Annotated in this window: 29 protein-coding genes and 1 tRNA gene; 12 read left to right on the top strand and 18 right to left on the bottom strand. The window is 72.7% G+C overall.

The window, feature by feature from the left end; genetic code table 11:
• Positions 1–6: 6 nt before the first annotated feature.
• Both ACZ42A_RS13645 and ACZ42A_RS13640 read right to left on the bottom strand, forming a co-directional pair.
• Positions 7–2,370, bottom strand: a complete 2,364-nt coding sequence (locus tag ACZ42A_RS13645; RefSeq protein WP_468527682.1) for an MFS transporter — start codon at positions 2,368–2,370, stop codon at positions 7–9.
• A 100-nt stretch (positions 2,371–2,470) separates the two neighbouring features.
• Positions 2,471–3,001 carry a MarR family winged helix-turn-helix transcriptional regulator gene (locus tag ACZ42A_RS13640; RefSeq protein ID WP_468527362.1) on the bottom strand — a complete coding sequence of 177 codons (531 nt, stop codon included), beginning with the start codon at positions 2,999–3,001 and terminating at the stop codon, positions 2,471–2,473.
• Between the two features lie 233 nt (positions 3,002–3,234).
• On the opposite strand from ACZ42A_RS13640, the gene ACZ42A_RS13635 reads away from it, so the two are divergent.
• Positions 3,235–3,429: a hypothetical protein gene (locus ACZ42A_RS13635; RefSeq protein ID WP_468527361.1), complete on the top strand. Its 195-nt coding sequence runs from the start codon at positions 3,235–3,237 to the stop codon at positions 3,427–3,429.
• Positions 3,430–3,442: 13 nt separating this feature from the next.
• Here the strand turns inward: ACZ42A_RS13635 and ACZ42A_RS13630 are convergent, their stop codons facing one another.
• The 9 genes from ACZ42A_RS13630 to ACZ42A_RS13590 form a co-directional block, all read right to left on the bottom strand.
• Positions 3,443–3,685, bottom strand: coding sequence for a hypothetical protein (locus ACZ42A_RS13630; protein WP_468527360.1), 243 nt, complete (start codon positions 3,683–3,685; stop codon positions 3,443–3,445).
• A gap of 564 nt (positions 3,686–4,249) precedes the next feature.
• Positions 4,250–5,167, bottom strand: coding sequence for an RNA polymerase sigma factor SigF (locus tag ACZ42A_RS13625; RefSeq protein WP_468527359.1), 918 nt, complete (start codon positions 5,165–5,167; stop codon positions 4,250–4,252).
• A 339-nt stretch (positions 5,168–5,506) separates the two neighbouring features.
• Positions 5,507–6,340, bottom strand: a complete 834-nt coding sequence (locus tag ACZ42A_RS13620) for an RNA polymerase sigma factor SigF (protein ID WP_468527358.1) — start codon at positions 6,338–6,340, stop codon at positions 5,507–5,509.
• Between the two features lie 198 nt (positions 6,341–6,538).
• Positions 6,539–6,832, bottom strand: a complete 294-nt coding sequence (locus ACZ42A_RS13615) for a Dabb family protein (RefSeq protein WP_468527357.1) — start codon at positions 6,830–6,832, stop codon at positions 6,539–6,541.
• Positions 6,829–7,008 carry a hypothetical protein gene (locus ACZ42A_RS13610; RefSeq protein ID WP_043502219.1) on the bottom strand — a complete coding sequence of 60 codons (180 nt, stop codon included), beginning with the start codon at positions 7,006–7,008 and terminating at the stop codon, positions 6,829–6,831. The genes ACZ42A_RS13615 and ACZ42A_RS13610 overlap by 4 nt, the downstream gene beginning before the upstream one ends.
• Positions 7,009–7,102: 94 nt before the next feature.
• Positions 7,103–7,187: transfer RNA gene (locus ACZ42A_RS13605), tRNA-Ser, on the bottom strand.
• An 89-nt stretch (positions 7,188–7,276) separates the two neighbouring features.
• A complete protein-coding gene (gene tadA / locus ACZ42A_RS13600) occupies positions 7,277–7,708 on the bottom strand; it encodes a tRNA adenosine(34) deaminase TadA (RefSeq protein WP_468527681.1) in 432 nt (143 codons plus the stop codon).
• A gap of 68 nt (positions 7,709–7,776) precedes the next feature.
• Positions 7,777–8,313 carry a tRNA adenosine deaminase-associated protein gene (locus ACZ42A_RS13595; RefSeq protein WP_468527680.1) on the bottom strand — a complete coding sequence of 179 codons (537 nt, stop codon included), beginning with the start codon at positions 8,311–8,313 and terminating at the stop codon, positions 7,777–7,779.
• 302 nt (positions 8,314–8,615) lie between these two features.
• Complete coding sequence (locus ACZ42A_RS13590) at positions 8,616–8,810, bottom strand: hypothetical protein (protein WP_468527679.1); 195 nt, start codon at positions 8,808–8,810, stop codon at positions 8,616–8,618.
• Between the two features lie 112 nt (positions 8,811–8,922).
• Here ACZ42A_RS13590 and upp point away from each other — a divergent pair, with 112 nt between their 5' ends.
• Positions 8,923–9,558: a uracil phosphoribosyltransferase gene (upp, locus tag ACZ42A_RS13585; protein ID WP_468527356.1), complete on the top strand. Its 636-nt coding sequence runs from the start codon at positions 8,923–8,925 to the stop codon at positions 9,556–9,558.
• Between the two features lie 104 nt (positions 9,559–9,662).
• Here the strand turns inward: upp and ACZ42A_RS13580 are convergent, their stop codons facing one another.
• Both ACZ42A_RS13580 and ACZ42A_RS13575 read right to left on the bottom strand, forming a co-directional pair.
• A complete protein-coding gene (locus ACZ42A_RS13580) occupies positions 9,663–10,292 on the bottom strand; it encodes a LytR C-terminal domain-containing protein (RefSeq protein ID WP_468527678.1) in 630 nt (209 codons plus the stop codon).
• A 145-nt stretch (positions 10,293–10,437) separates the two neighbouring features.
• Positions 10,438–10,734, bottom strand: a complete 297-nt coding sequence (locus ACZ42A_RS13575) for a type II toxin-antitoxin system VapB family antitoxin (RefSeq protein ID WP_004929488.1) — start codon at positions 10,732–10,734, stop codon at positions 10,438–10,440.
• Positions 10,735–10,850: 116 nt separating this feature from the next.
• Here ACZ42A_RS13575 and ACZ42A_RS13570 point away from each other — a divergent pair, with 116 nt between their 5' ends.
• Complete coding sequence (locus ACZ42A_RS13570) at positions 10,851–12,428, top strand: helicase HerA-like domain-containing protein (protein ID WP_468527355.1); 1,578 nt, start codon at positions 10,851–10,853, stop codon at positions 12,426–12,428.
• Positions 12,429–12,452: 24 nt separating this feature from the next.
• On the opposite strand, the gene ACZ42A_RS13565 is transcribed toward ACZ42A_RS13570, so the two are convergent.
• From ACZ42A_RS13565 to ACZ42A_RS13550, 4 genes are all read right to left on the bottom strand, one after another.
• Positions 12,453–12,578 (bottom strand): hypothetical protein, encoded by a 126-nt coding sequence (locus ACZ42A_RS13565; protein WP_468527354.1) that lies wholly within the window; start codon positions 12,576–12,578, stop codon positions 12,453–12,455.
• 51 nt (positions 12,579–12,629) lie between these two features.
• Positions 12,630–12,947 carry a hypothetical protein gene (locus ACZ42A_RS13560; protein WP_468527353.1) on the bottom strand — a complete coding sequence of 106 codons (318 nt, stop codon included), beginning with the start codon at positions 12,945–12,947 and terminating at the stop codon, positions 12,630–12,632.
• Positions 12,948–13,028: 81 nt separating this feature from the next.
• On the bottom strand, positions 13,029–13,706 hold the full coding sequence (locus tag ACZ42A_RS13555; protein ID WP_468527352.1) for an HdeD family acid-resistance protein: 678 nt from the start codon (positions 13,704–13,706) through the stop codon (positions 13,029–13,031).
• Positions 13,707–13,778: 72 nt separating this feature from the next.
• Positions 13,779–14,372 (bottom strand): HhH-GPD-type base excision DNA repair protein, encoded by a 594-nt coding sequence (locus ACZ42A_RS13550; RefSeq protein WP_468527351.1) that lies wholly within the window; start codon positions 14,370–14,372, stop codon positions 13,779–13,781.
• 170 nt (positions 14,373–14,542) lie between these two features.
• Between ACZ42A_RS13550 and ACZ42A_RS13545 the strand changes: the two genes are divergently transcribed.
• The 6 genes from ACZ42A_RS13545 (at position 14,543) to ACZ42A_RS13520 (ending at position 21,319) form a co-directional block, all read left to right on the top strand.
• Complete coding sequence (locus tag ACZ42A_RS13545; protein ID WP_468527350.1) at positions 14,543–16,633, top strand: penicillin acylase family protein; 2,091 nt, start codon at positions 14,543–14,545, stop codon at positions 16,631–16,633.
• Positions 16,626–17,246: a GNAT family N-acetyltransferase gene (locus ACZ42A_RS13540; protein WP_468527349.1), complete on the top strand. Its 621-nt coding sequence runs from the start codon at positions 16,626–16,628 to the stop codon at positions 17,244–17,246. Before ACZ42A_RS13545 ends, ACZ42A_RS13540 begins: the two co-directional genes overlap by 8 nt.
• Positions 17,247–17,372: 126 nt before the next feature.
• Entirely contained in the window at positions 17,373–17,846 is a 474-nt protein-coding gene (locus tag ACZ42A_RS13535; protein ID WP_468527348.1) for a cupin domain-containing protein, read from the top strand.
• Positions 17,843–18,598, top strand: a complete 756-nt coding sequence (locus tag ACZ42A_RS13530) for an SDR family NAD(P)-dependent oxidoreductase (protein WP_468527347.1) — start codon at positions 17,843–17,845, stop codon at positions 18,596–18,598. The genes ACZ42A_RS13535 and ACZ42A_RS13530 overlap by 4 nt, the downstream gene beginning before the upstream one ends.
• A gap of 96 nt (positions 18,599–18,694) precedes the next feature.
• Complete coding sequence (locus tag ACZ42A_RS13525; RefSeq protein WP_468527346.1) at positions 18,695–20,440, top strand: copper resistance CopC/CopD family protein; 1,746 nt, start codon at positions 18,695–18,697, stop codon at positions 20,438–20,440.
• A 75-nt stretch (positions 20,441–20,515) separates the two neighbouring features.
• Positions 20,516–21,319, top strand: a complete 804-nt coding sequence (locus tag ACZ42A_RS13520; protein WP_468527345.1) for a pyrroline-5-carboxylate reductase family protein — start codon at positions 20,516–20,518, stop codon at positions 21,317–21,319.
• A gap of 17 nt (positions 21,320–21,336) precedes the next feature.
• Here the strand turns inward: ACZ42A_RS13520 and ACZ42A_RS13515 are convergent, their stop codons facing one another.
• A complete protein-coding gene (locus ACZ42A_RS13515; RefSeq protein ID WP_468527344.1) occupies positions 21,337–21,897 on the bottom strand; it encodes a GlcG/HbpS family heme-binding protein in 561 nt (186 codons plus the stop codon).
• Between the two features lie 217 nt (positions 21,898–22,114).
• Between ACZ42A_RS13515 and ACZ42A_RS13510 the strand changes: the two genes are divergently transcribed.
• The 3 genes from ACZ42A_RS13510 to ACZ42A_RS13500 all read left to right on the top strand — a co-directional run bounded on the left by ACZ42A_RS13510 (position 22,115) and on the right by ACZ42A_RS13500 (position 24,603).
• Positions 22,115–23,341 carry a sensor histidine kinase gene (locus ACZ42A_RS13510; protein ID WP_468527343.1) on the top strand — a complete coding sequence of 409 codons (1,227 nt, stop codon included), beginning with the start codon at positions 22,115–22,117 and terminating at the stop codon, positions 23,339–23,341.
• On the top strand, positions 23,338–23,988 hold the full coding sequence (locus tag ACZ42A_RS13505; RefSeq protein WP_468527342.1) for a response regulator: 651 nt from the start codon (positions 23,338–23,340) through the stop codon (positions 23,986–23,988). Before ACZ42A_RS13510 ends, ACZ42A_RS13505 begins: the two co-directional genes overlap by 4 nt.
• 150 nt (positions 23,989–24,138) lie before the next feature.
• The gene (locus tag ACZ42A_RS13500) at positions 24,139–24,603 is read left to right on the top strand and encodes a hypothetical protein (RefSeq protein ID WP_468527341.1); all 465 of its coding nucleotides are present in this window, start codon (positions 24,139–24,141) and stop codon (positions 24,601–24,603) included.
• Positions 24,604–24,605 lie beyond the last annotated feature (2 nt).

Here is a 24,605-nt window from a genome sequence, read left to right as displayed (position 1 = left end):
TCCGGATTACTCGCCGGGGTGGGCGAGTTCGATGTCGTGGTCGTCGACGCCGGCGCCGCCGACCGTCAGGGCGGTCGCCACCGGCGGGTAGCCGGTCGCGATGACCGTGTACTCGCCGCCGTCCAGGTCGGTGAAGGCGTACGCCCCGTCCGCCCCGGTGGTGGCCGAGCCGACCACGTTGCCCGCCGCGTCCACCAGCGTCACGCGGGCGTCCGCGAGGGGACCGTGCGGTGCGCGCACCACGCCCTGCACCCGGGCGCCGGCGTCGAGGTCGATCTCGACCCGGGTGACCCCGGTGCCGCCCACCTCGACGGGCAGGGCGCGCGGCCGGAACCCGGCGGCGTTCACCGCGATCGTCACCGGACCGGGCACCAGCTCGGCGAAGCCGAACTCGCCCTGCTCCCCGGTCGCCGCGCTCGCCAGCAGATCACCGCGCACATCGGTGACGACGACCATCGCGTCCTTCACCGGCAGCGCGCCCTCGGCGGCCCGTACGACACCGCTCAGTCCGCTGGTGCCGCTGAGCAGGATGTCGTACGCCAGCGGCTCGTCGTTCACCACGATCGTGGACGCCTGCGGCTGGTATCCGTCGGCGGAGGCGATCAGCACGTACGAGCCCGCGCCCGGCGCGTCCAGCGCGTAGGAGCCGTCGGCCTGGGCGACCGACCGGCCCAGCTGCCGCCCGGAGAGGGAGATCAGCGTGACCGCGGCCTGCGGGACGGGCGCGCTCTCGGCGCCGCGGACGTGACCGCTGACCGGGATGCCGCCTTCGGCCGGCTCCGTGGCCTTGGCCCAGCTCGGGACCTTCTGCTCGACGGACTCGGCGGGCACCTCGGCCGGAGCCGGGGTCTCCGACGCCTGCGCCAGCGCGCCGGACGTCCGCAGCGGGACCTCCTTGATGAACAGGGTCACCAGGAAGGCGATGAAGGCGATCGGGGTGACGTAGAGGAAGACGTCGGCGATGCCGTGGCCGTAGGCGCTCTCCAGCCAGTCGCGGATGGGGGCGGGCAGCAGGTCCATGTCGGGCAGCTGCCCGGAGCCCATCGCCTTGGCGGCACCGGCCTGCTGCTCGGGGGTGAGCTGCCCGATGGTGTCCTCGGCGTAGTGGGTGATGCGGGTCGACATCACCGAGCCCAGCGCGGAGACGCCCACCGCGCCGCCGAGGGACCGGAAGAAGGTGACGACGGAGCTGGCGGCGCCCAGCTCGTGCGGGGCGACCTGGTTCTGCGTGGACAGCACGAGGTTCTGCATCATCATGCCGACGCCGAGACCCATGACCGCCATGTAGACGCCGATCTTCCAGTAGTCGGTGTCGTAGCGCATGGTGCCGAGCAGGCCCAGACCGGCCGTCAGCAGGAGACCGCCGGTGACCAGCCACGCCTTCCACTTGCCGGTCTTGGTGATGATGAGGCCGGAGACGGTGGAGGAGACGAACAGGCCCGCGATCATCGGGATCGTCATGACGCCGGACATCGTCGGCGACTTGTCCCGGGCCAGCTGGAAGTACTGGCTGAAGAACACGGTGCCCGCGAACATCGCGATACCGACGAACAGCGAGGCGACCGAGGCCAGCGTGATGGTGCGGTTGCGGAACAGGTGCAGCGGGATGATCGGCTCGCTCGCCCTGGTCTCGACGAAGACGAAGACGAGGGCGAGCAGGACCGCGCCGCCGACCATGGTGTACGTCTGCCAGGACAGCCAGTCGTACTTGTCGTCCGCGAAGGTCACCCAGATGAGCAGCAGCGACACGGCGGCGGTGATGAAGAAGGCACCGGCCCAGTCGACCTTCACCCGGCGCCTGCTCTCCGGCAGGTGCAGCGTCTTCTGCAGGACGACGAGCGCGATCAGCGCGAACGGCACCCCGACGTAGAGGCACCAGCGCCAGCCGAGCCAGTCGGTGTCGGTGATGACACCGCCGACCAGCGGACCGCCGACCGTCGCGACCGCAAAGGTCGCCCCGAGGTAGCCGGAGTAACGGCCGCGCTCCCGCGGCGAGATCATCGCGGCCATGATGATCTGGGCGAGCGCGGTCAGACCACCGGCGCCGAGCCCCTGGATGACCCGGGCCCCGATCAGCATGCCGCTGTTCTGCGACAACCCGGCGACGACCGAGCCGGCGATGTAGATGATCAGGGCTATCTGCACCAGCGCCTTCTTGCTGACCAGGTCGGCCAGCTTGCCCCACAGGGGCGTCGAGGCGGTCATCGACAGCAGGGCGGCGGTGACGACCCAGGTGTACGCGCTCTGTCCGCCGCCGAGGTCCTGGATGATCTCCGGCAGGGCGTTGGAGACGATCGTGGAGGACAGGATCGCGGCGAACATGCCGAGCAGCAGCCCGGAGAGCGCCTCCATGATCTGCCGGTGGGACATGGATGCGCCGCCGGAGGAGTGACCGCCGTGGGCGCCTCCCCCGTGCTTGGCGTGAGCCCGCACACCGGCTGGTGTGGTCGTTGCCATGGGCTTCCTTTTCTTACGTCGTCGATGCGGGTGTACGGGTGGTGGGAGCCGTGCGCCGGGCCTCGGCCCCGGCCTCCGGCGGTGCGGGAGGCCGCGGCGGCCGCTGCGGTACGGCACGGCAGTCGTCGAAGCTCGCCCGCAGCCGGGCCATGAGCCGGGTGAGCTGGCCGACCTCGTCATCGGTCCAGTCGCTCAGCCGCTCGGCGAGCAGCCGGGTGGTCCGCTCGGACAGCTCGTCCAGCTGGGCCTCGCCGGCCGGGGTGAGGCGCAGGATGCGGGAGCGCTTGTCCGCCGGGTCGGGGGAGCGCTCGATCCAGCCGCGCTCGGCGAGGTGGGCGACATGGCGGCTGGTCACCGACATGTCCACGCTCAGCAGCTCGGCGAGCCGGCTCATCCGCATGTCGCCGTGCCGGCCGAGCAGCGTCAGCACGGCGGCGGAGCCGGCGGGGCAGTCGGACGGCAGGATCCGCCCCATCTCCCGCTTCACGGCCCCGAAGGCACTGAACTGACGCACCAGCTCCTGGTACTGCGCCTGCTCGGCCATATGGCATCTCCCGGTTCTTTGTTGCTTAGGGCAACCATACGAATGGATGGTTGCCGCAGGCAAACTAAAACGGGCATGCGGGGCATAAAAACTTGGCAAAGGCAAGTATTGGCGGGTGTAAAGGCGCAGGTGGGCGCGGCTACGGAGGGTTTCCGGGGGCGGACCGGCGTGCGCACGGGTCTTCACAACCCCGCCCTTGGGCCGGCCTCGCGTCTTCGCTAGGGTCTCGGGGCATGGCCAACACCCAGAACCCCCAGGGCAACCACGACCCCGCAGGCAGCACCCAGATGTTCCGCGCGTTCGTCGACGAGGCGCCCCAGGCCCAGCGGCAGGCGGCCGCCCCGGCGGGCCCGCGTATCGGTCTGATCGTCGGTGTCGTCGTCGCCGTCGCGATCGTCGCCGCGGTCGCCTGGCTGGCGCTGAAGTAGCCTTCGGCGCTCCTCATTCCCCCCGGACGGACACGTCCCGCGTCTCGATGTGCATGCCGAGCGGCACGCGCCAGGCCTCCACGCACACCGTCCAGGTCCGTTCCTTCCGCGCGCCGGCCTCGATCGGCGCCGGGAGTTCCTCGGTGGACTCGACGGTCCCCCAGTCGATCCCGAGTGCGCCGATGATGTGCGTCCCGAAGGTGACCGTGCCCTGGCGCACCGCCGTCCCGCCGGTGTTCCGGAAGGCGACGGTCACCTCCTCGCACCAGCGGCGGTCCGTCTCGTCCCGGGCGACGATGCTCGCGGTCAGCTCGGCGGGCGCGGGAGGCGGGGCAGGCGTAACAGAGCTGGGAGTCGGCGTCGGACGACCGGGAGTTGGCGACGATTCCGGTGAACCCACCGACGGAGAACCGATGTTGTCAGGGATGTCCTCCGCTCTCGCGGTCGGAGCGGGTTGATCCTGAGCGGGCTTCGCAGGGCCGCCCCCCGTCACCGACCGGCTCGAACTTGGCTCTGGTTCCTCGGAGTTGTCAGAGGTTCCGGCCCCACCCTCATCCAGCGGCACCAGCCGCACGCTCTCAGTCGGCCGCACCTCCGAGCCCGCACTCGGTGGACCACCGCCGGCCGCCCCCACCGCGACGTGCCCCTCCGCCTCGTCGCCGCCCGTGCCCAGGACCGCGCCCAGGCACACGACGGCCGCCGACGCGCAGATCACGGCGCCTCGGCGGCCACGAGTCCATGTCGTTCGAGGTGTTGTCGTGCGAAGCGATGCCCGACGCATCGGGCCATGGTGACTGACGAGGCGTCAGAAGAGAAGCCGTCAGTCGGAGATCAGTCCCTCCCGCAGCTGCGCCAGGGTCCGCGTCAGCAGCCGGGAGACGTGCATCTGCGAGATGCCGACCTCCTCGCCGATCTGGGACTGGGTCATGTTGGCGAAGAAGCGCAGCATGATGATCCGGCGCTCGCGGGGCGGGAGTTTGGCGAGCAGGGGCTTGAGGGACTCGCGGTACTCGACGCCCTCCAGGGCGCTGTCCTCGTAGCCGAGCCGGTCGGCCAGGGAGCCCTCGCCGCCGTCGTCCTCGGGGGCCGGGGAGTCGAGGGAGGAGGCGGTGTACGCGTTGCCGACCGCGAGGCCGTCGACCACGTCCTCCTCGGACACGCCCAGTACGGCGGCGAGTTCGCCGACCGTGGGGGAGCGGTCCAGCTTCTGGGAGAGCTCGTCGCTGGCCTTGGTCAGGGCCAGGCGCAGCTCCTGCAGCCGCCTCGGCACCCGCACCGACCACGAGGTGTCCCGGAAGAACCGCTTGATCTCGCCGACGACCGTCGGCATCGCGAACGTCGGGAACTCCACGCCGCGCTCGCAGTCGAACCGGTCGATGGCCTTGATCAGGCCGATGGTGCCGACCTGGACGATGTCCTCCATCGGCTCGTTGCGCGAGCGGAACCGGGCCGCCGCGTACCGCACGAGGGGGAGGTTGAGCTCGATCAGGGTGTCCCGGACGTAGGCGCGCTCGGGGCTGTCCTCGTCGAGTGCGGCGAGCCGCAGGAACAGGGAGCGGGACAGGGTGCGGGTGTCGATGTCCCCCGCGGCCGGCAGCGCCGGGACCTCTGCCGTCGGGAGGGCCGGGGCCGGCGCGGCCTCGAGGGCCGTAACGTCGTCGAGCACGTCGGGCTCGACGGTCGCTGCCTCGCTCTTCGTGAGCGTGAGCACCTTCGAGCTGCCCTGGTCTGCGGACATGCCACCCCCTTTGGGTCGCGGGACGGTCTGGCGGACGCTCCCACCGAGGAACGCAGCCTCCACCTGAATACCGGAGCCGGGGCACCGGCAAACGCGCTTCCCGCAGAATGTCACATGTCGGCAACACGCTGTAGTGACATGTCGACATGCAAGACGCGAATCCGCCCTGGAAACAAGGGGTCTGACGGCTTTTCGGCGCGATGTCACCGACAACCGCCCAGGTGAGCGATTCGCTCGCGACGGTGACCGATGGATCAGGCTTTCGGTTGTGCGCCGGTTCGATTCACCGGGGGCGCAAACGGCTCCGTACGGGTGTCCCGTACCGCGCGCGGTACGGCGTCACACCTCGATCCGGTTCGCCGACCGCAGCCGCTGGAAGCTGCGGGCGAGCAGCCGGGAGACATGCATCTGGGAGACGCCGAGCTCGGCGCTGATCTGCGACTGGGTGAGATTGCTGTAGTAGCGCAGCAGCAGGATCCGCTGCTCGCGTTCCGGCAGTTGCACCAGCAAGTGCCGGACCAGGTCGCGGTGCTCCACGCCGTCCAGCGCGGGGTCCTCGTAGCCGAGCCGGTCGAGCAGGCCCGGCAGTCCGTCGCCCTCCTGGGCCGCCTCCAGCGAGGTGGCGTGGTACGAGCGCCCCGCCTCGATGCAGGACAGCACCTCCTCCTCGGTGATCCGCAGCCGCTCGGCGATCTCGGCGGTCGTCGGGGTGCGTCCGAAGGCGGTGGTCAGGTCCTCGGTGGCGCTGTTCACCTGGACCCACAGCTCGTGCAGCCGGCGCGGTACGTGGACGGTGCGCACGTTGTCGCGGAAGTAGCGCTTGATCTCGCCGACCACGGTCGGCATCGCGAAGGTGGGGAACTGCACGCCCCGGTCCGGGTCGAAGCGGTCGATGGCGTTGATGAGCCCGATGGTGCCGACCTGGACGACGTCCTCCATCGGCTCGTTGCGGGAGCGGAAGCGGGCGGCGGCGTACCGGACGAGTGGGAGGTTGGCCTCGATCAGGGCCCCGCGCACCCGGTCGTGCTCCGGCGTGCCCGGCTGGAGCTCCTTGAGCTGGGCGAAGAGGACCTGGGTGAGGGCCCGGGTGTCGGCACCGCGGCTGCGCGGTGCGGCTTCCTGGGGCGGCGCAGTACTGGCCGACACGGTCAACGCCACCTCTTCATCGGTCATTCATCGGTCAACTCATCCGTCAAAAGCGGTCATAGCATCACAAGACATGTGCACTGTGTGCAAGCACCCCATAACGCCGTGTTGGGGGATGAGTTGGGGCAAAAGGCCCTATGGAAGGCACCGAAAAGCCCCCCGCCGTTCCGGCGGAGGGCTCGGGGCCGAGGGGGCTCTCGTGGCTCGGTGCTCGCTCGGAGTCGCTCAGTACTCGTAGTCCGCGATCACCCAGGTGGCGAACTCCTTCCAGAGCGCCACGCCCGCCTGGTGCTCCGGGTGCTCCACGTACCGGCGCAGCGCGTCGGCGTCGTCGAAGCCCGAGTTGATCGCGAAGTCGTAGGCGATGGGCCGGTCGCTGAGGTTCCAGCCCAGCTCCCAGAAGCGGATCTCGGGGATCTTGCCGTCGAGCGCGCGGAACGCCTCGACGCCCTCGATCACGCGAGGGTCGTCGCGGTCGACGCCCTCGTTCAGCTTGAACAGGACCAGATGGCGGATCATGACTTTCCTCCGTTGGCGACCCACGTCGCGAAGTCGCCCAGTGCCCCCGCGGCGTCCGATATGCCCTCGAAGCCTATCTGGACGTAGTCGGCCGCCTTGGCCGGGTCCGTGATGATCACGTACAGCACGAAGACCACGACCAGATAGACGGCGATCTTCTTGGCGTTCACCGCCACCGCGGCCTCCCCTGTCACTCCTGTCACCGGTTGTGCGTCGAGCGGGCTCATGATCGCACGAAGGGCCCCGTCTTTCGACGGGGCCCTTCTCAAGCGGTAGCGGAGGGATTTGAACCCTCGGTGACTTGCGCCACACTCGCTTTCGAGGCGAGCTCCTTCGGCCGCTCGGACACGCTACCGAGGGAGACCTTACAGCACGCCGGGCCGTGGTCTGAAATCCGTTTCCCGAGGGGCCCCGGCGCACGGGAGCGCAGAGGGCTCGACGGGGTCAGCGGGCGCGGAAGAAGTCGGTGAGCAACCGGGCGCACTCCTCGGCGAGGACGCCCTCGATCACCTCGGGGCGGTGGTTCAGCCGGCGGTCGCGGACCACGTCCCACAGGGAGCCGACCGCGCCCGCCTTGTCGTCCCGGGCGCCGTAGACGACCCGGTCCACCCGGGACTGCACGAGGGCGCCCGCGCACATCGTGCAGGGCTCCAGCGTGACCACCAGGGTGCAGTCGGTGAGGCGCCACTCGCCGAGCCGCGCGGCGGCCCGGCGGATGGCCAGCACCTCCGCGTGCGCGGTCGGGTCGCCGGTGACCTCGCGCTCGTTGTGGCCGGTCGCGAGGACCGTCGTGGCGTCCGGGGCGAGGACGACCGCGCCGACCGGGACGTCTCCGCCCCGGGCGGCCTGCCGCGCCTCGTCCAGGGCGAGCCGCATGGCGGCCCGCCAGCGGTCGCGCACCGGGTCGGCGGGGTCCGGTGCGCCGCCGGTGTCGTTGAGGGCGGTCAGCGCACCGCCTCCAGGACGTCCGCGGCACCGAGGGCGTCGGCGATCGTGCTGAGCGCGTCGCCCTCCAGGGCCCCGAGCTCCTTGGCGTCGATCCCCAGGTCCTCCAGGAGGCCGGGGTCGCCGACCGGGCCGTGCGGTACGGCCTCGGTGGAGCCGCCGGCTTCGGCGCCGTCGTCGGCGTCCTCGTCCGGCTCGCCGTCCTCCGTGCCGTCGAGGTCGAGCGCGTCCAGGTCGGCGTCGTCGTCGCCGGGCTCCCGGCCGAGCAGTTCGTCGGTGAGCAGGATCTCGCCGTAGCTGCTGCGGGCAGCGGCGGCGGCGTCCGAGACGTAGATCCGGGGGTCGTCCTCGCCGTCGACCCGGACGACGCCGAACCAGGCGTCCTCCTGTTCGATCAGGACGAGCACCGTGTCCTCGTCGGGAGAGGCTTCCCGGGCCAGGTCGGCCAGATCCGACAGGGTCTCCACATCGTCGAGCTCTGTGTCGCTCGCTTCCCACCCGTCTTCGGTGCGCGCGAGCAGTGCGGCGAAGTACACCGTGACTCTCCCACTGGTCATAGGCGTGCCGGTTGGGGGTCCCCCCGGCGGAGGTTTCGGGCGGGGAGTTCAGGGCTCCGAGCCCCACCCACTCGGAATCGTGGCAGAAACAAGGCGTTCAGGGGACGTCTTCGGCTCCCTGTGTCCGGCTGTTTTGATCGCACGTCCGCGAACGACTCACCAGCAGACTCGTTGCCGCCACCAGCGGATCGTACGCGGCTTTCGAGACCGTCCACGCACGCCCACCCCCACAACGTCCGTACGCGGCGCGGATCTTCCCACCTGCGCGCGGACCGGTGCGGCTACCAGCGGAACGTTCGCATGCGCATCGCGTGGCGCAGCCGGGCCGCCTTCGCGCGGCGGGGCTGGACGCGGTCGCGAAGTTCCCGGGCCTCGGCGAGTTCCCGGAGGAACCGCGCCCGCCGGCGGCGGCGCTCGGCGTCGCTCTCCGGGCGGGACTCGGCGTCCGACGGGTCGGGCGCGGGCAGGTCCGGCAGCTCGGGCACAGGCACACCTCCCAGTCCGTCCCTCCACTTTCCCCCGGACGGCGGGTTTGACGCCACCGTGCGACGAGCGGAAGGGGCCGGTGGGCGCGGTTACTGTTAGGGCATGCGTCTCCACGTCGTCGACCACCCCCTGGTCGCCCACAAGCTCACCACGCTGCGCGACCAGCGCACCGACTCCGCGACCTTCCGCCGTCTCGCCGACGAGCTGGTCACCCTGCTCGCCTACGAGGCCACGCGCGACGTGCGCACCGAGCAGGTCGACATCCAGACGCCGGTCGCGCGGACCACCGGCGTGAAGCTCTCCCACCCGCGTCCGCTGGTGGTGCCGATCCTGCGGGCCGGGCTCGGCATGCTGGACGGCATGGTCCGGCTGCTGCCGACCGCCGAGGTGGGCTTCCTCGGCATGATCCGCAACGAGGAGACGCTCGAGGCCTCCACCTACGCCACGCGCATGCCGGAGGACCTCTCCGGCCGCCAGGTGTACGTCCTCGACCCGATGCTGGCCACCGGCGGCACCCTGGTCGCGGCGATCCAGGAGCTGATCAAGCGCGGCGCGGACGACGTGACCGCCGTGGTGCTGCTGGCCGCCCCGGAGGGCGTCGCCGTCATGGAGCGCGACCTGGCCGGCACCCCGGTCACGGTCGTGACCGCCTCGGTCGACGAGCGCCTGAACGAGCACGGCTACATCGTCCCGGGCCTCGGCGACGCGGGAGACCGGATGTACGGGGCGGCGGAGTAAGCCCTCTCAGGAGGCGGAGCAAGCCCTCTCGGGGGCCCGAAGCAAGCCTTCTCGGCGGGCCGGAGTAAGCCCCCTGAGGGCGCCGGACAAGCCCTCGCGAGGCTTCAGCAGCTCTTCTTCGAAGCCGTGGCCGCCGGCTCCGGCGCGGTCAGTGCGGCCAGGGCCTTGTCGGCGGCCGGCTTCGACGCCAGGTTCTTGAAGGCGTCACCGATGATCAAGTCGACGGCGGCGCCCTTGCGGGCGGCGTCGGTGGTGTATTCGGCGGCCGGGAGCTGGGTGGCGAGGACCGGCAGCGAGGTGTTGAGGGCGGCGGCCGGGCCGACCAGTATCCCGGCGCCCTTGACCTTCTTGTCGTACTCCTTCGGCGCGTTCCCCACGTCACCGATGCGGAAGCCGCGCTTCTTCAGCTCGTCCGCGGTCTTCTTGGCGAGGCCGGTGCGGGTGGTGGCGTTGAGCACGTTCACGGTGATCGCGCCCGGCTCCGGTACCGCTGCGGTGTCGGGCCCGCTCGCGCTGGGCGACGGGCTCGCCCCGGTGGCGCAGCCGGCCTTGGATCCGACCGCCGAGGCCTGGTCGCCGTCGCCGGTGAAGACGTCGATGAGCTGGAGGGTGCCCCAGCCGAGCATGCCGAGGACCGCGGCGGAGGCGGCGACGAGGAGCACGAGCCTGCCGCGGCGGCGCGGTCGGCGCATCCGCGGGTACTTGTCCCCCGTGATCCGGTACTGGCCGCCCATGCCAGGGGGAGTCAGCATGCTCATGGGCGCAGCGTAGTGCGCGCGGACGACGATGCCTATTAGATGATCACTCGACGTCGCGCGGGAATCGTGAAAGAACCCGAAAGGGCCAACCGGGCCCGGCCAGGCGGGTCAGTCAGGCGGGTCAGTCCAGTTCGAGCACGCGCGCGTGCAGCACCTGGCGCTGCTGCAGGGCCGCGCGGACCGCGCGGTGCAGACCGTCCTCCAGATACAGGTCGCCCCGCCACTTCACGACGTGCGCGAAGAGGTCGCCGTAGAAGGTGGAGTCCTCGGCGAGCAGCGTCTCGAGGTCGAGCTGCTGCTTGGTCGTCACGAGCTGATCGAGGCGGACCGGGCGCGGCGCGACGTCCGCCCACTGCCGGGTGCTTTCCCGGCCGTGGTCGGGGTACGGCCGGCCGTTTCCGATGCGCTTGAAGATCACACGGAAAGCCTACCGGTCCAGACGTTCCGGGCGCAGCCTTGAAGGGCGAGTGCGACGCTGGAAAAGATGTAGTGATTCAGGGCGAAACGGACGGGGGGCGATGTGAGAGGGCTGCCATGAGCGACCGTGAGACCCCGCCCGCCGCCCCCGCGCCCGAGGCGCCCGGACATGCTCCCGCACTCCCCGAGGGGGCGCTGAAGATCGCGTCCGGATACGCCTTCACGGGACCCGCCCTCGACCTGGGCGCCCTGCTCTGGGACGGCCGCTGCCTGCCCGACGCGCGGGTCCGGATCCCGCTGCCGATGCTCAACCGGCACGGCCTGGTCGCGGGCGCCACCGGCACCGGCAAGACCAAGACGCTCCAGCTGATCGCCGAGCAGCTGTCCGCGCAGGGCGTGCCGGTGTTCCTCGCCGACATCAAGGGCGACGTCTCCGGCATCTCGGCGCCGGGCGCGGCGGGCGACAAGATCCGCTCGCGGGCCGCCGAGGTCCACCAGGACTGGACGCCGACCGGCTTCCCCGCCGAGTTCTACGCCCTCGGCGGCCTCGGCCACGGCATCCCCGTCCGCGCCACCGTCACCAGCTTCGGCCCGGTCCTGCTGTCCAAGGTCCTCGGACTGAACCGGACCCAGGAGCAGTCCCTCGGCCTGATCTTCCACTACGCCGACCAGAAGGGCCTGGAGCTGCTCGACCTGAAGGACCTGCGGGCGGTCGTCGCCTTCCTCACCTCCGACGAGGGCAGGGCCGAGCTGAGGAACCTCGGCGGGCTGTCCCCGGCCACCGCCGGGGTGATCCTGCGCTCGCTCACCGCGTTCGAGGCGGAGGGCATGGGCGCCTTCTTCGGGGAGCCGGAGTTCGACACGGCGGAGTTCCTGCGGACGGCCGACGACGGGCGGGGCGTCGTCTCCGTCCTGGAGCTGCCCGCCGTACAGGACAAGCCGCGGCTGTTCTCGACGTTCCTGATGTGGCTGCTGGCGGACCTCTTCCACGACCTGCCGGAGGTCGGCGACATCGACAAGCCGAAGCTGGTGTTCTTCTTCGACGAGGCGCATCTGCTGTTCCACGAGGCGTCCAAGGCGTTCCTCGAGTCGATCACGCGGACCGTGCGGCTCATCCGCTCCAAGGGGGTCGGGGTCTTCTTCGTCACCCAGACCCCGAAGGACGTCCCCGCCGACGTCCTCGCCCAGCTCGGCAACCGTGTCCAGCACGCCCTGCGCGCCTTCACGCCGGACGACCGGAAGGCGCTGAAGGCGACGGTACGGACCTTCCCGGACTCCGCCTACGACCTGGAGGAGCTGCTGACCGGTCTGGGGACGGGGGAGGCGGTGGTGACGGTGCTGAGCGAGAAGGGCGCGCCGACGCCGGTGGCCGCGACCCGGCTGCGGGCGCCCGAGTCGCTGATGGGCCCGGTGGAGGCCGCGGAACTGGAGCGCGCGGTGACGGGCTCGCCGCTGTTCGAACGGTATGCACAGGCTGTGGACAGGGAGTCGGCGTACGAGAGGCTGCGACAGGCGCCGGAGCCCCGGCGGGAAGAGCCCCGGCGGGAGACGAAGCGTGAGCCGAAGGGGGAACCCTCCGTCGTCGAACAGGTCGTCGGCAGCGGCATGTTCAGGTCCCTGGCCCGCTCGATCGGCACCCAGATCGGCCGCGAGATCACCCGCTCCCTCTTCGGTACGGCCCGGCGCAGGCGCTAGCCCTGCCGGGCCGTACCGCCGGGCTCAGCGGCCCCGCTCCTTCGCCGAGGGCTGCTGCGGACGCGGCTTCTGCGCTTCCGGCTTCGGCGCGCTGCGTGCGGCCTCCGCGCGCACCAGGGCGCGCAGCACCGCGTAGGGATCGATGGGCATGGCTGTGCTCCTTGTGTCGTGGTGGTACCTGTCCGGGGGGAGCGGGCCCGGTCAGCAGCGCAGGACCACGGAACGCAGGAGACCTAGGGGGTGCGGCGAGGCCGGCGCCGACGCCGGGGCCGGGAGGCGGCCCGGCGCGACGCGCGCGGCTTCCCCGGCCCGCACCGGCCGCTGCGGTACGGCCGTGCGCCGGGCGACCCGCGTCACCGGCCGGAGCGCCACGACCAGGAGGTCGGCCTCGGCCACCTCGCCCGCGGTGACCGGCACTCCGGCGGCCTCCACGGGCGCGCCGGGTATGACCAGCACGAGCAGCAGGACGAGCACCCGCAGCCAGGCGCGGCTGCGCGGACGGCTCGGTGCGGCGCTCATGGGAGTCGTCTCCCCGGCAGGCGCGCGGCCTCCATCACGCCGAGCGCGAGATCCGCTCGCTCGGCGTACCCGCGGGCGGCCTCACACCTCGTGCGGGACATGGCGGGCCCGTTCGCGGACGCGGAAGGCGGTGACGATCTCGACGGCGCCGACGGCGACCAGCCAGCAGCCGCCGACGACGGTGAGCACGGCGACCGACTCGAACGGGGAGACGATCAGGACGACGCCGGCGAGGAAGGTGACGATGCCGAGGAGGGCCTGCCAGCCACGGGCGGGCACCCCCGGGTCGGAGGCGGCGGCGAGGGTCTGGGCGATGCCGCGGAACAGCCAGCCGATGCCGATCCACAGGGCGAGCAGCAGGATCGACCGCATGGGGCCGCGGAAGCAGAACAGGCCGAGCAGGAGCGACAGGGCCCCGCTGACGAACGCCAGCACGCGCAGGGCGGTCGTCTTGTGCGTACCGAACGCGGAGACGAGCTGGAAGACGCCGCTGAGCAGCAGGTAGAGGCCGAAGAGGACGCCGGCGGCGAGCAGGGAGGCGCCCGGCCAGACCAGCACCAGGACGCCCAGGACCAGCGAGGCGACCCCGGTGAGCAGCACGATCTGCCAGGCGGCGCGGGACAGCGCGTGCAGGGGGCCCTCGAACGCCGGCTCGGGTTCGCGGCCGCCGGGCCCCGGCGCGGACGGTGCCTGCCGGGCGTGCACGCGGCGGTCGTCGTACTCGGGTCCCCACGGGGAGCCCGTCGGTGCCTCGCTCATGGTCCATGCTTGGACCGCGCGACGGCCGCCCGCCACCGGGCGCGGGCCACCCGGATGACCCGGGGCCCGCCACTACCTGCCGGCCGCCTTGGCCGCCTTGGCCGCGGCCTTCATCTCCTGCTTGTGTGCCCGCACCTTGGCCAGCGACTCCGGTCCGGTGATGTCGGCGACGGAGCGGAAGGACTTGGGCTGCCCGTAGTCCCCGGCGGCCTCCCGCCAGCCCTCGGGCCGCACGCCGAGCTGCTTGCCGAGCAGGGCGAGGAAGATCTGCGCCTTCTGCTTGCCGAAGCCGGGCAGTTCCTGGAGCCGCTTCAGCAACTCCGCCCCGCTGCCGACGTCCTTCCAGACCGCCTCGGCGTCACCGTCGTAGTGCTCGACGAGGTACTGGCACAGCTGCTGGATCCGCTTGGCCATCGATCCCGGGTAGCGGTGCACGGCCGGCTTCTCCGACAGTACGGCGGCGAAGGCCTCGGGGTCCTGGGCGGCGATCTCGTGGGCGTCCAGGTCGTCGGCGCCCATGCGGTCGGCGATCGTCCGGGGCCCCTTGAACGCCCACTCCATCGGGATCTGCTGGTCGAGCAGCATGCCGACGAGCGCGGCGAGCGGGCTGCGGCCGAGGAGCGCGTCGGCGTCGGGGTCCTGGGCGAGTCGGAGGGTGACGTCCATGGACCGATGATCTCGCGTCCCCGGTCAGGTCGCGCGCCCGTGGCGTGTCAGTGTGAGGACCTCGCCCTGCCGACCGTGCCCCTGCCCCTGGCGCCCGTTCACACTTCGCGTACGATTCCGCCACGAATCACTTAGGCAAGGCTAACCTAAAGCAAAGAGGGGTCACAGGGGTGGCGACAGAGAGATCCGGGGCCCACGGTGTGTACCGGGATGCCTGGGGCATACCGCACCTACGGGCGGGCAGCGCATCCGAACTCGCCCGCGCCCAGGGCCGGGTCACCGCCCTCGACCGCGCCTGGCAGCTGGAGGTCGAACGCCACCGCGCCCAGGGCACCTCGGCGGCTTTCCTCGGCACCGACGCTCTCTCCTGGGACCTGCTCGCCCGCCGCACCCGGCTCGCGGACACCGCCCGCCGCTGCTACGACGCCCTCGCCGCACGGGACCCCGAGTCGGCGGACTTCGTACGGGCGTACGTCGGCGGTGTCAACGAAGGACTGGCGGAAGGCGCCCGCCGTACCCCCGAGTTCGCCGAGGCGGACCTAGCGCCCGGCCGCTGGGAGCCCTGGACGCCGTTCGCCGTCTGGCTGTCCACGCACATCCTCTTCGCCGGGTTCCCGGCCAAGCTGTGGCGCGCCCAGGCCGTACGGCACCTGGGCCCGGAGGCCGTCGGCCTGTTCGCCACCGACGGGCCCGGCACCTCCGGCAGCAACGGCTGGCTGGTGTCCGGCGAGCGCACCGTCACCGCGCAGGCCGTCATCGCCGGCGACCCGCACCGCTGGATCGAGGACCCCGGCGTCTACCAGCAGATCCACCTGTCCTGCCCGGAGTTCGACGTCGTCGGCCTCGCCGTGCCCGGCGTCCCCGGCATCGCCCACTTCGGCCACACCGGCACCGTCGCCTGGGCGATCACCAACGCCATGGCCGACTACCAGGACCTGTACGAGGAGCGGCTGCGCCGGACCGGCGCGGGCGTGGAGGCCCTCGGACCCGACGGCGTGTGGCACCGGGCCGCCCTGCACACCGAGTACGTCGAGGTGCGCGGCGAGGAGCGGGTGCCCGTCGAGGTGATCGAGACCGACCGGGGGCCCGTCGTCGCGGGCGGCCCCGAAGGCCTCGACGACGGCACCCCGCTCGCCCTCAGCCTGCGCTACCCGCCGCGCGTCACCGCCGACCTGGGCTTCGGCGCCCTGCTCCCGCTGCTGCGGGCCCGCAGCGTGGCCGACGTCGACCGGGCCTTCGACCAGTGGGCCGAGCCGGTCAACGTCGTCCAGGCCGCCGACACCGACGGCGGCACCCTGCACCGGGTCGCGGGCCGGGTGCCGGAGCGCTCCGCCGCCAACCGGGTCCGCCCCGTACCCGCCTGGGAGCCCGGCCACGAGTGGACCGGCTGGCACGAGCCGCCCCGCGCGGGCCTCACCGACGGCGTCGCGGTCATGGCCAACCAGCGCGGCCCCGCCGCCCCGCTCGGCGTCGAGTTCGCCCCGCCGCACCGCGCCGACCGCATCGCCGCCCTGCTCGCGCAGAAGGAGCGCTGGGCGCCCGGCGACATGCCCGCGATCCACATGGACACCCACCTCGCCTCCGCCGCGCCCCTCCTCGACCACCTCGGCGCCCTGGACGACCTCACGCCGGAGGCGGAGCGGCTGCGCGACCGCCTGCTGCGCTGGGACCGCCACATGGACGCCGGCAGCGCCGACGCGGCCGCCTTCGCGGCGGTGCGCAGTGCGCTCGTCCGCCGCCTCGCCGCGCACCCGGCGTTCGCGCCGCTCACCGAGGTGCCCGCCTACCCCGAGGCCCTGCTGCCCTGGCTGAACCTCACCGTGCGCATCGGCTACGCCCTCGAACACCTGCTCCGCGCGGAGGAGCTGTACGGCGTCGACCGCCCGGCGCTCGTCCGAGAGGCCCTGGAGGAGGTCGCGGGGGAGCCACCGCAGGGAGTGTGGGGCGACACCCACCGCCTCGCCCCCTGGCGGGCGCTGACGAGCAGGTCGTACACGGAACCCGGTCTGTCCGGCGACCACGACTGTGTGCTGTGCACGTCCGCCGTCCCCGGCCTCACCGACCTGGCCGCGCGTGGACCGGCCGCCCGCTATGTGTGGGATCTGGCGCGGCGCGAGGACAGCCTCTGGGTGGTGCCGTTCGGCGCGTGCGGCGTGCCCGGCTCGCCGCACCACCGTGACCAGCTCCCCCTCTGGCTCGGGGGAGAACTCGTCCCGGTCGTCACCGACTGGGACCAGCTCGTGAAGGAGACCGATGTCTGACCCGCACGCTTCGTATGTTTCACGTGAAACCGTCCACGAGGAGGAGGTCGACGGCTTCGGCACCGTCCGCATCCTGCCCCTCGACGCCAAGGGCGACGCCGAGCTGATCCACGGCTGGGTCAGCGAGGAACGGGCCTCTTTCTGGGGCATGAACGGCCTGACGCCGGACCAGGTCGCCGACATCTACGCCCACATGGACACGCTCGACACCCACCACGCCTTCCTGATGGTCAAGGACGGCACCCCGGCCGCCCTGCTCCAGACCTACGAGCCGGAGGCCGACCGGGTGAGCGAGTGCTACGAGGTACAGCCGGGGGACATAGGCATCCACCTCCTTCTCGCCCCCGCCACCGCCACGGGCGGCGCGCGCCCCGGCTGGACGGCAGGCCTGGTCGCCGCCGTCACCGCGTACGTCTTCCGCACCCTGGACCGGCGCCGGATCGTCGTCGACCCGGACGTGCGCAACGACAAGGCCATCGCCCGGTTCGTGAAGCAGGGGTTCGAGGCGGGCCCGGCGGTCGTGCTGCCGGAGATCGACCTGCCGGAGGTGTACCTGCCGGAGAAGCGGGCGCAACTCGCGTTTCTCCGCCGGGAGGTGCTTTTCCCGGCGTGACGCCGGCGGAGGTCTTCGTGGGGTGGCACCGGGGGAGGTCTTCGTGGAGTGGCACCGGGGGGCTTCGTGGGGCGGTGCCAGCGGAGGTCTTCGTGGGGTGGCACCGGCGGAGCTAGCCTTCGCGGGGTGACGCCAGAAGACCTTGTCGCGCACTACGGACTCGAACCGATACCCCGCGAGGGCGGCCTGTTCCGGCGCACCTGGGCCGGGCCCGAACGCCCGGACGGCCGCCCCGAGGGCAGCGCCATCGTCGCCCTGCTCACCCGGGACGACTACTCCGCCCTGCACCGCCTCCCCACCGCCGAGATCTGGCACTTCTACCTCGGCGACCCGCTGGAGCTGCTCCTGCTCGCCCCCGACGGGACGAGCCGCACCGCCGTGCTCGGCCGGGACGTCCTGGGCGGCCAGCACCTCCAGCTCACCGTGCCCGCCGGCACCTGGATGGGCGGCTGGGTCGCCGAGGGCGGCTCCTGGTCGTTCTTCGGCTGCACCATGGCGCCCGGCTTCACGTACGCCGACTACGAGCACGGCGACGCCGGGGAACTGACGGCGCGCTATCCGGCGGAGGCCGGGCGGATCGTGGAACTCTGCCGACCATGAGGCTGCTGGAAGGACAGACCGCCCTAGTCACCGGAGCGGGCGGAGGCATCGGCCGGGGCATCGCGCTGCGGTTCGCCGAGCACGGGGCGGCGGTCGCCGTGCACTGCCGTACGGCGGTGGAGCAGGCGCAGGCCGTCGCGGACCGCATCCGGGAGTCGGGCGGCCGGGCCACGGTGCTGCGCGGCGACCTCACCGACGAGGAGGCCTGCCACCGGGTCGTGCGCGAGGCCGCCGAGTGGGGCGGCGGACGGCTGACCGCGCTGGTCAACAACGCGGGCGTGCAGCCGGTGCGGGAGCTGGCCGGGATGACGGGGGAGGAGTGGCGGGCGGTCGTCGACACCAACGTGGGAAGCGTCTTCGCGTGCACGCAGGCGGCGGTGGAGGTGATGGCGGAGGGCGGCTCCGTGACCCACATCGCGTCGATCGAGGCGGGCGCCCCCGCCCCCGGTCACGCCCACTACAGCGCCTCCAAGGCGGCCGTCGTGATGCACGCCCGCGCGGCGGCCCTGGAGTACGGCCCGCTCGGCATCCGCGTCAACACCGTCTCCCCCGGCCTGATCGACCGCGAGGGCCTCGCCGAGGCCTGGCCGGACGGTGTACGGCGCTGGCAGCGGGCGGCCCCGCTCGGCCGGCTGGGGCGGCCGGAGGACGTCGGCGACGCCTGCGTGTTCCTGGCCTCCCCGCTCGCCTCCTGGGTGACGGGGCACGACCTGGTGGTGGACGGCGGGGTGACGGCGCGGCCGACGTGGTGAACGGCTGAACGTGACCTGGTGAGCGGCTGAACGTCCGGGGCCGGGCGTCCGTATCACTCCCGAAGGGCTGTCGCGGACCTCGGGAGTACGGAACTGATGCACCAGGGCGGACGACTGCGCCGACGGGCGCTGATCCCGGTTGTGCTGCTCCTGCTCCTCCTCGGCTCCGCCGCCCCCGCCTCCGCGCACGCCGCCCTCTCCGGCACCGACCCCCGCGACGGCACCGTCCTGAAATCGGCGCCCCGGCAGCTGACCCTCTCCTTCACCGAGTCCGTCGGCCTGCTCGACGGCTCCGTGCGGCTGCTGGGCCCCGACAACCGCCGGGTCCGCATCGGCGAGGCACGGCACGCGCCCGACGGCGACGACACGGTCCGCGTCACCCTGCCCGACGGCCTGCGCACCGGCACCTACACGGTGGCCTGGCGGGTGGTCTCCGCCGACAGCCACCCCGTCTCCGGCGCCTTCACCTTCTCCGTCGGCAAAGCCAGCCGTACGACGGCCGCACCGGACACCGGACCGCCCGAGCACCCGGCGACCAAGGCCCTGCACACCCTCGCCCGTCACCTCGCCTACCTCGCCGCCGCCCTCCTCCTCGGCACCGCCGCCTTCGTCGCCGTCTGCCGCCCGCCCGACGCCCGCCCCTTGCGCCGCCTGCTGGTCACCGGCTGGTGGACCCTGCTCGCGGCCACCCTCGCCCTGCTCCTGCTGCGCGCCCCGTACGAGACGGGCACGGCCCCGTGGACCGCCTTCGACCCGGAGGGCCTGCGGCGGACCGCGACCGGCCGCCCGGGAGTGGCCCTGCTGTGCCGCCTCGCGCTCCTCCTGCTTCTCGTACGGCTGCCCAGGCGCCGTATGCCGTGGGTCCACGCCGGGTTCGCCGTGGGACTGGCCCTCACCTGGGCCGCCGCCGAGCACGCCTCCGCCGGGATCCAGGTGCCGGTGGCGATGACCTCCTCGGTGCTGCACCTGCTGGCGATGGCGGCCTGGCTGGGCGGTCTCGCCGCGCTGCTCACCTGCCTGCGCCACGACAGCCTCCCGGCGGCCGCCGTGCACCGCTACTCCCGCCTGGCCTTCGCCTCCGTGACCGTCCTCGTCGTCACCGGCGTCTACCAGTCCTGGCGCGGCCTCGGCTCCCTCGACGCGCTCACGCAGACGTCGTACGGCCGTCTCCTGGTCGCCAAAGTCGCGGCGGTGGTGGTGTTGCTGGGGGTGGCGTGGGTGTCGCGGGGGCTGGTGCACGCACGGGCCGGAACGGCCGTACCGGCCGTACGCGTACCGGAGCCGGTCGGCGGCCGGCCCGAGGCGCCGCAGCCCGAGGCGCCGCGGCCCGAGCCGGCCGCCCCCGAGGTCCCCGAGGAACGGCGCCGGGACCTGCGCCGCTCCGTCCTCGCCGAGCTGGCCGTGGGCGTGATGGTGCTGGTGCTGACGACCCTGCTGACCGGCACCCTGCCGGGCCGCGCCGCGGCCGAGGCGGCGGCGGCCGGACCGGTGACCGGGCTGCCACCCACGACGACCACGGCCGTGCCGTTCGACGTGGGCACCCCCGGCGGCCGCGGCACCGTGCAGATCACCCTGGACCCGGCCCGCACCGGCGAGAACTCCGTCCAGGCCGTCGTCTTCGCCCCCGACGGCGGCCTCGCCACCGTCCCCGAACTCCGCCTCGCCTTCACCCTCCCCGCCCAGGACATCGGTCCGATCGACGCCCGACTGACCGACCGCGGCGGCTACTGGGGCACCGACACCCTCGACCTGCCGGTGCCGGGCAGCTGGCGGATGAAGGTGACGGTGCGGGTGTCGGAGTTCGACCAGGTGACGGTGGCGCGGACGGTGCGGATCACCTGAGCCCGGTGCGGACGGGCTGAACCCGTTCGGACGGCCCGGGCGGTGGCCGGCGCGTACGCGGCCGATGCTGGGTGCATGCGGGAGCGCATCGTCGTCATCGGCGCCGGACACATGGGCTCGGTCCTCGTCCACGGACTGCGCGGCACCCTGTCCGAGGTGCCGCTGACGGTCGTGGAACCGTCCGCCGAGCGCGCGGCCGCCCTGCGCGCGGAAGGGCTGGAAGTGGCGTCGGCGTACGCACCGTTCCCCGGTGACCTGGTCGTCCTCGCCATCCCGCCGCAGGCCTTCGACGCCTTCGCCGCCGCCCAGCCGCCGGGCACGTTCCGCGAGGTCACCCTCGTCTCGGTGATGGCCGGCGTGCCCCTCGCCGCGCTCGCCGGACGGCTGGACGCCCCGCACGTCGTACGTGCCATGCCGAACGTGGCCTCCCAGGTCTCCGCGGGGATGACGGTGCTGTGCGCCGCCGACGGCGTGGCCCCCGCGGAGGTCGCCCGCGCGGAACGGGCGCTCGCGTCGATCGGCCGGGTCCTGACCGTCACGGACGAGGCGCTGCTGGACGACGCGACGGCGCTGGCGGGCGGCGGCCCGGCCTTCGTGGCGTACATCGCCAAGGCGTTCACCGACTTCGCCACCGGCGCGGGCTTCACTGCCGACCAGGCCCTCACCCTGGCCTGCCAGGTGCTGCGCGGCACCGCCGACCTGCTGGAGACCACCGGCCAGGACCCCGAGCGCGTCTACCGGGGCGTCATGACACCGGGCGGCACCACGGAACAGGGCATCCTCGCCCTGCGCGAGCAGGGCCTCCACGACATCCTCGTGGAGGCCCTGGAGCGCGCCGCCGGACGGGCCCGGGAACTGCGCGACACGGGCGGCGCGTGACGGACGCGGCCGCCGGGTCAGCGGCCGAGGGCGGCGACGCCGGCCTGGGCGTACTTCTCGTCGAGGTCGCCGGAGGGGGCGCCCGCGACGCCGATGCCCGCGATGGGGGCGCCCTTGGCGGTGACGGGCGCGCCGCCGGCGAGGAAGAGGGTGCCGGGGATGTCCTTGAGGTTGGGGGCGTTCTGGAGGCGCTTGGCGAGCTCGGAGGTGGGCGCGTTCCAGGACACGGCGGTGAACGCCTTCCGCTCGGCCGACTCGTAGGACTGCGGACCGGCGCCGTCGCCGCGCAGGGTGACGATGGTGTTGCCGTTGCGGTCGACGACGGCGACGGTGACCCGCTGGCCGTCCTTCTCGGCGGCGTCGAGCGCGGCCTGCGCGGCCTCGGCCGCGGCGTCGATCGTCAGGTGGGTGCTCTGCGTGAGGTTGCCCGGCGCGGCGGCCGAGGCCTTGGCGGACGTGGCCGTGTCCGTCGTGTCGGCGGCATTGGCGGCGACCGTGCCGGTGGCGGCGACGGCGGCGAGCACGGCGGCGCCGGTGAGGAGGCGGGCGCGGTGGGAGAGCTTCCTGCTGTGCTTCATCGTGGAGGGACCTTTCGCCGGTCGGAGGTGGAACGGAGGGGACGGGATCGATCCTCGGTCCGTATCCGGGCCCGTCCGGTCGTCGCAGGGGCTCGCCCGCGGGACCGGACCGGATGACCCGGGGGTCATCCGAACGGCTGACCCCGGATGGCTCACCCGGCCCGACAATGGAGGTGTTTGCCCAGCTCAGTGCGGAAGAGGAGGGAGGGGGAGACGAATGACACCGGCGACGGACGACGACACGCGGGAGGACGACGTACGGAAGCCCGAACGGGACTCCCGCACCACCCTCACGATCGTCATGCACACGGCCTTCTTTGTGCTGCTCGGCGCCTCCCTCGCCCGCTACCTGGCCCGGCACGGCCCCGAGCCGCGTACCCCGTGGGTCATCGCCCTCTCGGTCCTGCTGGCGGTGCTGTACGTCCTCGGCCCGGCCCTGGGCGCCCGCCTCACCGCACGGCGGATGATCTGGCTGGTCGCGGTGGTGGCCACCTGGACGGCACTCGTCGCCCTGGCCCCCAGCTTCGCCTGGTGCGCGGTCCCGCTCTTCTACACCGGCCTGCGCACCCTGCCGCCGCGCGCCGCCGTCACCCTGGTCGCGCTGCTCACCGCGCTGGTGGTGGCGGCCCAGCTGAAACTGGCGGGCTGGCCCGACCCGAACGTCCTCCTCGCACCCCCGGCGGTGGCCGCGATCGCCACGGCGGTCTTCGTCACGATGGAACGCCAGTCGGCCCGCCAGCGCGCCCTCATCGACGACCTGGTCCGCACCCGCCGCGTCCTCGCCGCCACCGAGCGCCGCGAGGGCATGCTCGCCGAACGGGAACGCCTGGCCCGGGAGATCCACGACACCGTCGCCCAGGGCCTGTCCAGCCAGCGGATGCTGCTCCAGGCGGCGGACCGCGTCTGGGAGACCGACCCGGCCACGGCCCGCTCCCACGTCCGTACGGCCGCCTCGGTCGCCGAGCACAACCTCGCCGAGGCCCGCCGCTTCGTGCACGACCTCACTCCGGCGGACCTGGCGGGCGGCGCGGGACTGCGGGAGGCGCTGGCCGCCCTGGCGGAACGGGAGAGCGACGCCGCCCTCGCGGTCCGCCTGCACACGGAGGGCACCCCGGCCGCCCCCCTCCCCGCCCTGGTCGAGTCGGCCGTGCTGCGCATCGCGCAGGGCGCCCTGGCCAACGTCCGGGAACACGCGGCGGCCACCATGGCGACGATCACCCTGACCTGCCTGGACGACCAGATCGTCCTGGACGTCGCGGACGACGGCCGCGGCTTCGACCCCGGTACGCCGGCCCGCGGACACGACATCCGCGGCCACGGCCTCCCCGCCATCCGCGCCCGCCTGCGCCAGCTGGGCGGCACCCTGACGATCGAGTCGGCCCCCGGCGAGGGCACGGTCCTCTCGGCGGCGATTCCGCTCACGACTCCCGTGGAGCCCGAATGACGGCGGTACGCATCCTCCTCTGCGACGACCACGCGGTGGTCCGCGCGGGCCTGCGCGCCCTGCTGTCGAGCGCCCCGGACATCGAGGTGGCGGGCGAGGCGGCGACGGGCGAGGAGGCACTGGCGCTGACCCGCAAGCTGAGCCCGGACGTGGTCCTGATGGACCTCCAACTGGGCGAGGGGATGGACGGCGTGGAAACCACCCGCCGCATCCTGGAGACGACCGGGGGAGACACCGAGGCGGAGACCCGGAGGCCCCACATCCTGGTCCTCACCACCTACGACACCGACGCGGACATCACCCGAGCCATCGAGGCGGGCGCCACCGGCTACCTCCTCAAAGCCGAACGCCCCGAAGAACTCTTCTCCGCGATCCACGCCGCGGCCGAGGGCCGCACCGCCCTCTCCCCGCCCATCGCCACCCGCGTGATGTCCCACCTCCGCACTCCCCGCCCCACCCTCACCCCCCGCGAACGCGACATCCTCGGCCACCTCGTCCAGGGCCTCACCAACCGCGACATCGCCCGCACCCTCTACATCAGCGAGGCCACCGTCAAAACCCACCTCCGCCGCATCTACGACAAGCTGGGCGTCACCACCCGAGCGGGCGCGGTGGCGGCCGCGAAGGAACAGCGCCTCATCCCCTGACGACCTCTGACGACTCGTGACCACCCACCCCTGACCCCACACCTGTGACGAACCGCAGGTCAGCACAGGCGAGTTGGTACATTCCCAGGTGCGATGGGCGGCAGCTTCCGCCACAGCCCACCGCGAGCACGGGTAACGACGGGGGACGGTATGGCATGGGAAGAGTGGGAGAGAGCCAAAGCGGAGGCGCCACAGGACGGGGGCGCCCGGATGCGGCTGAACCAGGTGGCGCCGGGAGCGGCCGGCGACTCGGACCTGGTCGTGCACCAGGACGACCTCGGGGCCGTCGGCCATGAGGCGTTCATCCTCCACGGCGAGCTGAAGAAGAAGGCCGACATCGCCGGGACGGGCGCGGACAAGAGCGGATCCGGGTCCACGATGCGGGCCGCCGCCGCGCTCAAGAGCCACAACCTGGGGCTCGGCGCGGAGCTGGAGTCGACCGTCGAGATCTGGACGTCGCAGGTGAAGCACGTCCTTCAGGCCTGCGCGCACATCTCGAACCACCTCGACTACAGCAAGAAGCTGCACGCGCAGGAGGACGCCGGGATCGCCGCCGAGATCCGTGGCCGTACGGGAACGCTGCCCGTCTCGGCCCTGAACGACTACTTCAAGTAGGA

The organism is Streptomyces sp. NPDC030838 (assembly GCF_055572035.1).
This window is presented reverse-complemented; position numbering and strand designations above follow the sequence as displayed.

Excerpts from the sequence above, each read along its gene's own strand:
- ACZ42A_RS13645 (WP_468527682.1), bottom strand. The coding sequence starts at position 2,370 with ATGTCCCACCGGCAGATCATGGAGGCGCTCTCCGGGCTGCTGCTCGGC.
- ACZ42A_RS13640 (WP_468527362.1), bottom strand. The coding sequence starts at position 3,001 with ATGGCCGAGCAGGCGCAGTACCAGGAGCTGGTGCGTCAGTTCAGTGCC.
- ACZ42A_RS13635 (WP_468527361.1), top strand. The coding sequence starts at position 3,235 with ATGGCCAACACCCAGAACCCCCAGGGCAACCACGACCCCGCAGGCAGC.
- ACZ42A_RS13625 (WP_468527359.1), bottom strand. The coding sequence starts at position 5,167 with ATGTCCGCAGACCAGGGCAGCTCGAAGGTGCTCACGCTCACGAAGAGC.
- ACZ42A_RS13620 (WP_468527358.1), bottom strand. The coding sequence starts at position 6,340 with ATGACCGATGAAGAGGTGGCGTTGACCGTGTCGGCCAGTACTGCGCCG.
- ACZ42A_RS13615 (WP_468527357.1), bottom strand. The coding sequence starts at position 6,832 with ATGATCCGCCATCTGGTCCTGTTCAAGCTGAACGAGGGCGTCGACCGC.
- tadA (WP_468527681.1), bottom strand. The coding sequence starts at position 7,708 with ATGCGGCTCGCCCTGGACGAGGCGCGGCAGGCCGCCCGGGGCGGAGAC.
- upp (WP_468527356.1), top strand. The coding sequence starts at position 8,923 with ATGCGTCTCCACGTCGTCGACCACCCCCTGGTCGCCCACAAGCTCACC.
- ACZ42A_RS13580 (WP_468527678.1), bottom strand. The coding sequence starts at position 10,292 with ATGGGCGGCCAGTACCGGATCACGGGGGACAAGTACCCGCGGATGCGC.
- ACZ42A_RS13570 (WP_468527355.1), top strand. The coding sequence starts at position 10,851 with ATGAGCGACCGTGAGACCCCGCCCGCCGCCCCCGCGCCCGAGGCGCCC.
- ACZ42A_RS13565 (WP_468527354.1), bottom strand. The coding sequence starts at position 12,578 with ATGCCCATCGATCCCTACGCGGTGCTGCGCGCCCTGGTGCGCGCGGAG.
- ACZ42A_RS13560 (WP_468527353.1), bottom strand. The coding sequence starts at position 12,947 with ATGAGCGCCGCACCGAGCCGTCCGCGCAGCCGCGCCTGGCTGCGGGTG.
- ACZ42A_RS13555 (WP_468527352.1), bottom strand. The coding sequence starts at position 13,706 with ATGAGCGAGGCACCGACGGGCTCCCCGTGGGGACCCGAGTACGACGAC.
- ACZ42A_RS13550 (WP_468527351.1), bottom strand. The coding sequence starts at position 14,372 with ATGGACGTCACCCTCCGACTCGCCCAGGACCCCGACGCCGACGCGCTC.
- ACZ42A_RS13540 (WP_468527349.1), top strand. The coding sequence starts at position 16,626 with ATGTCTGACCCGCACGCTTCGTATGTTTCACGTGAAACCGTCCACGAG.
- ACZ42A_RS13530 (WP_468527347.1), top strand. The coding sequence starts at position 17,843 with ATGAGGCTGCTGGAAGGACAGACCGCCCTAGTCACCGGAGCGGGCGGA.
- ACZ42A_RS13525 (WP_468527346.1), top strand. The coding sequence starts at position 18,695 with ATGCACCAGGGCGGACGACTGCGCCGACGGGCGCTGATCCCGGTTGTG.
- ACZ42A_RS13520 (WP_468527345.1), top strand. The coding sequence starts at position 20,516 with ATGCGGGAGCGCATCGTCGTCATCGGCGCCGGACACATGGGCTCGGTC.
- ACZ42A_RS13515 (WP_468527344.1), bottom strand. The coding sequence starts at position 21,897 with ATGAAGCACAGCAGGAAGCTCTCCCACCGCGCCCGCCTCCTCACCGGC.
- ACZ42A_RS13510 (WP_468527343.1), top strand. The coding sequence starts at position 22,115 with ATGACACCGGCGACGGACGACGACACGCGGGAGGACGACGTACGGAAG.
- ACZ42A_RS13505 (WP_468527342.1), top strand. The coding sequence starts at position 23,338 with ATGACGGCGGTACGCATCCTCCTCTGCGACGACCACGCGGTGGTCCGC.
- ACZ42A_RS13500 (WP_468527341.1), top strand. The coding sequence starts at position 24,139 with ATGGCATGGGAAGAGTGGGAGAGAGCCAAAGCGGAGGCGCCACAGGAC.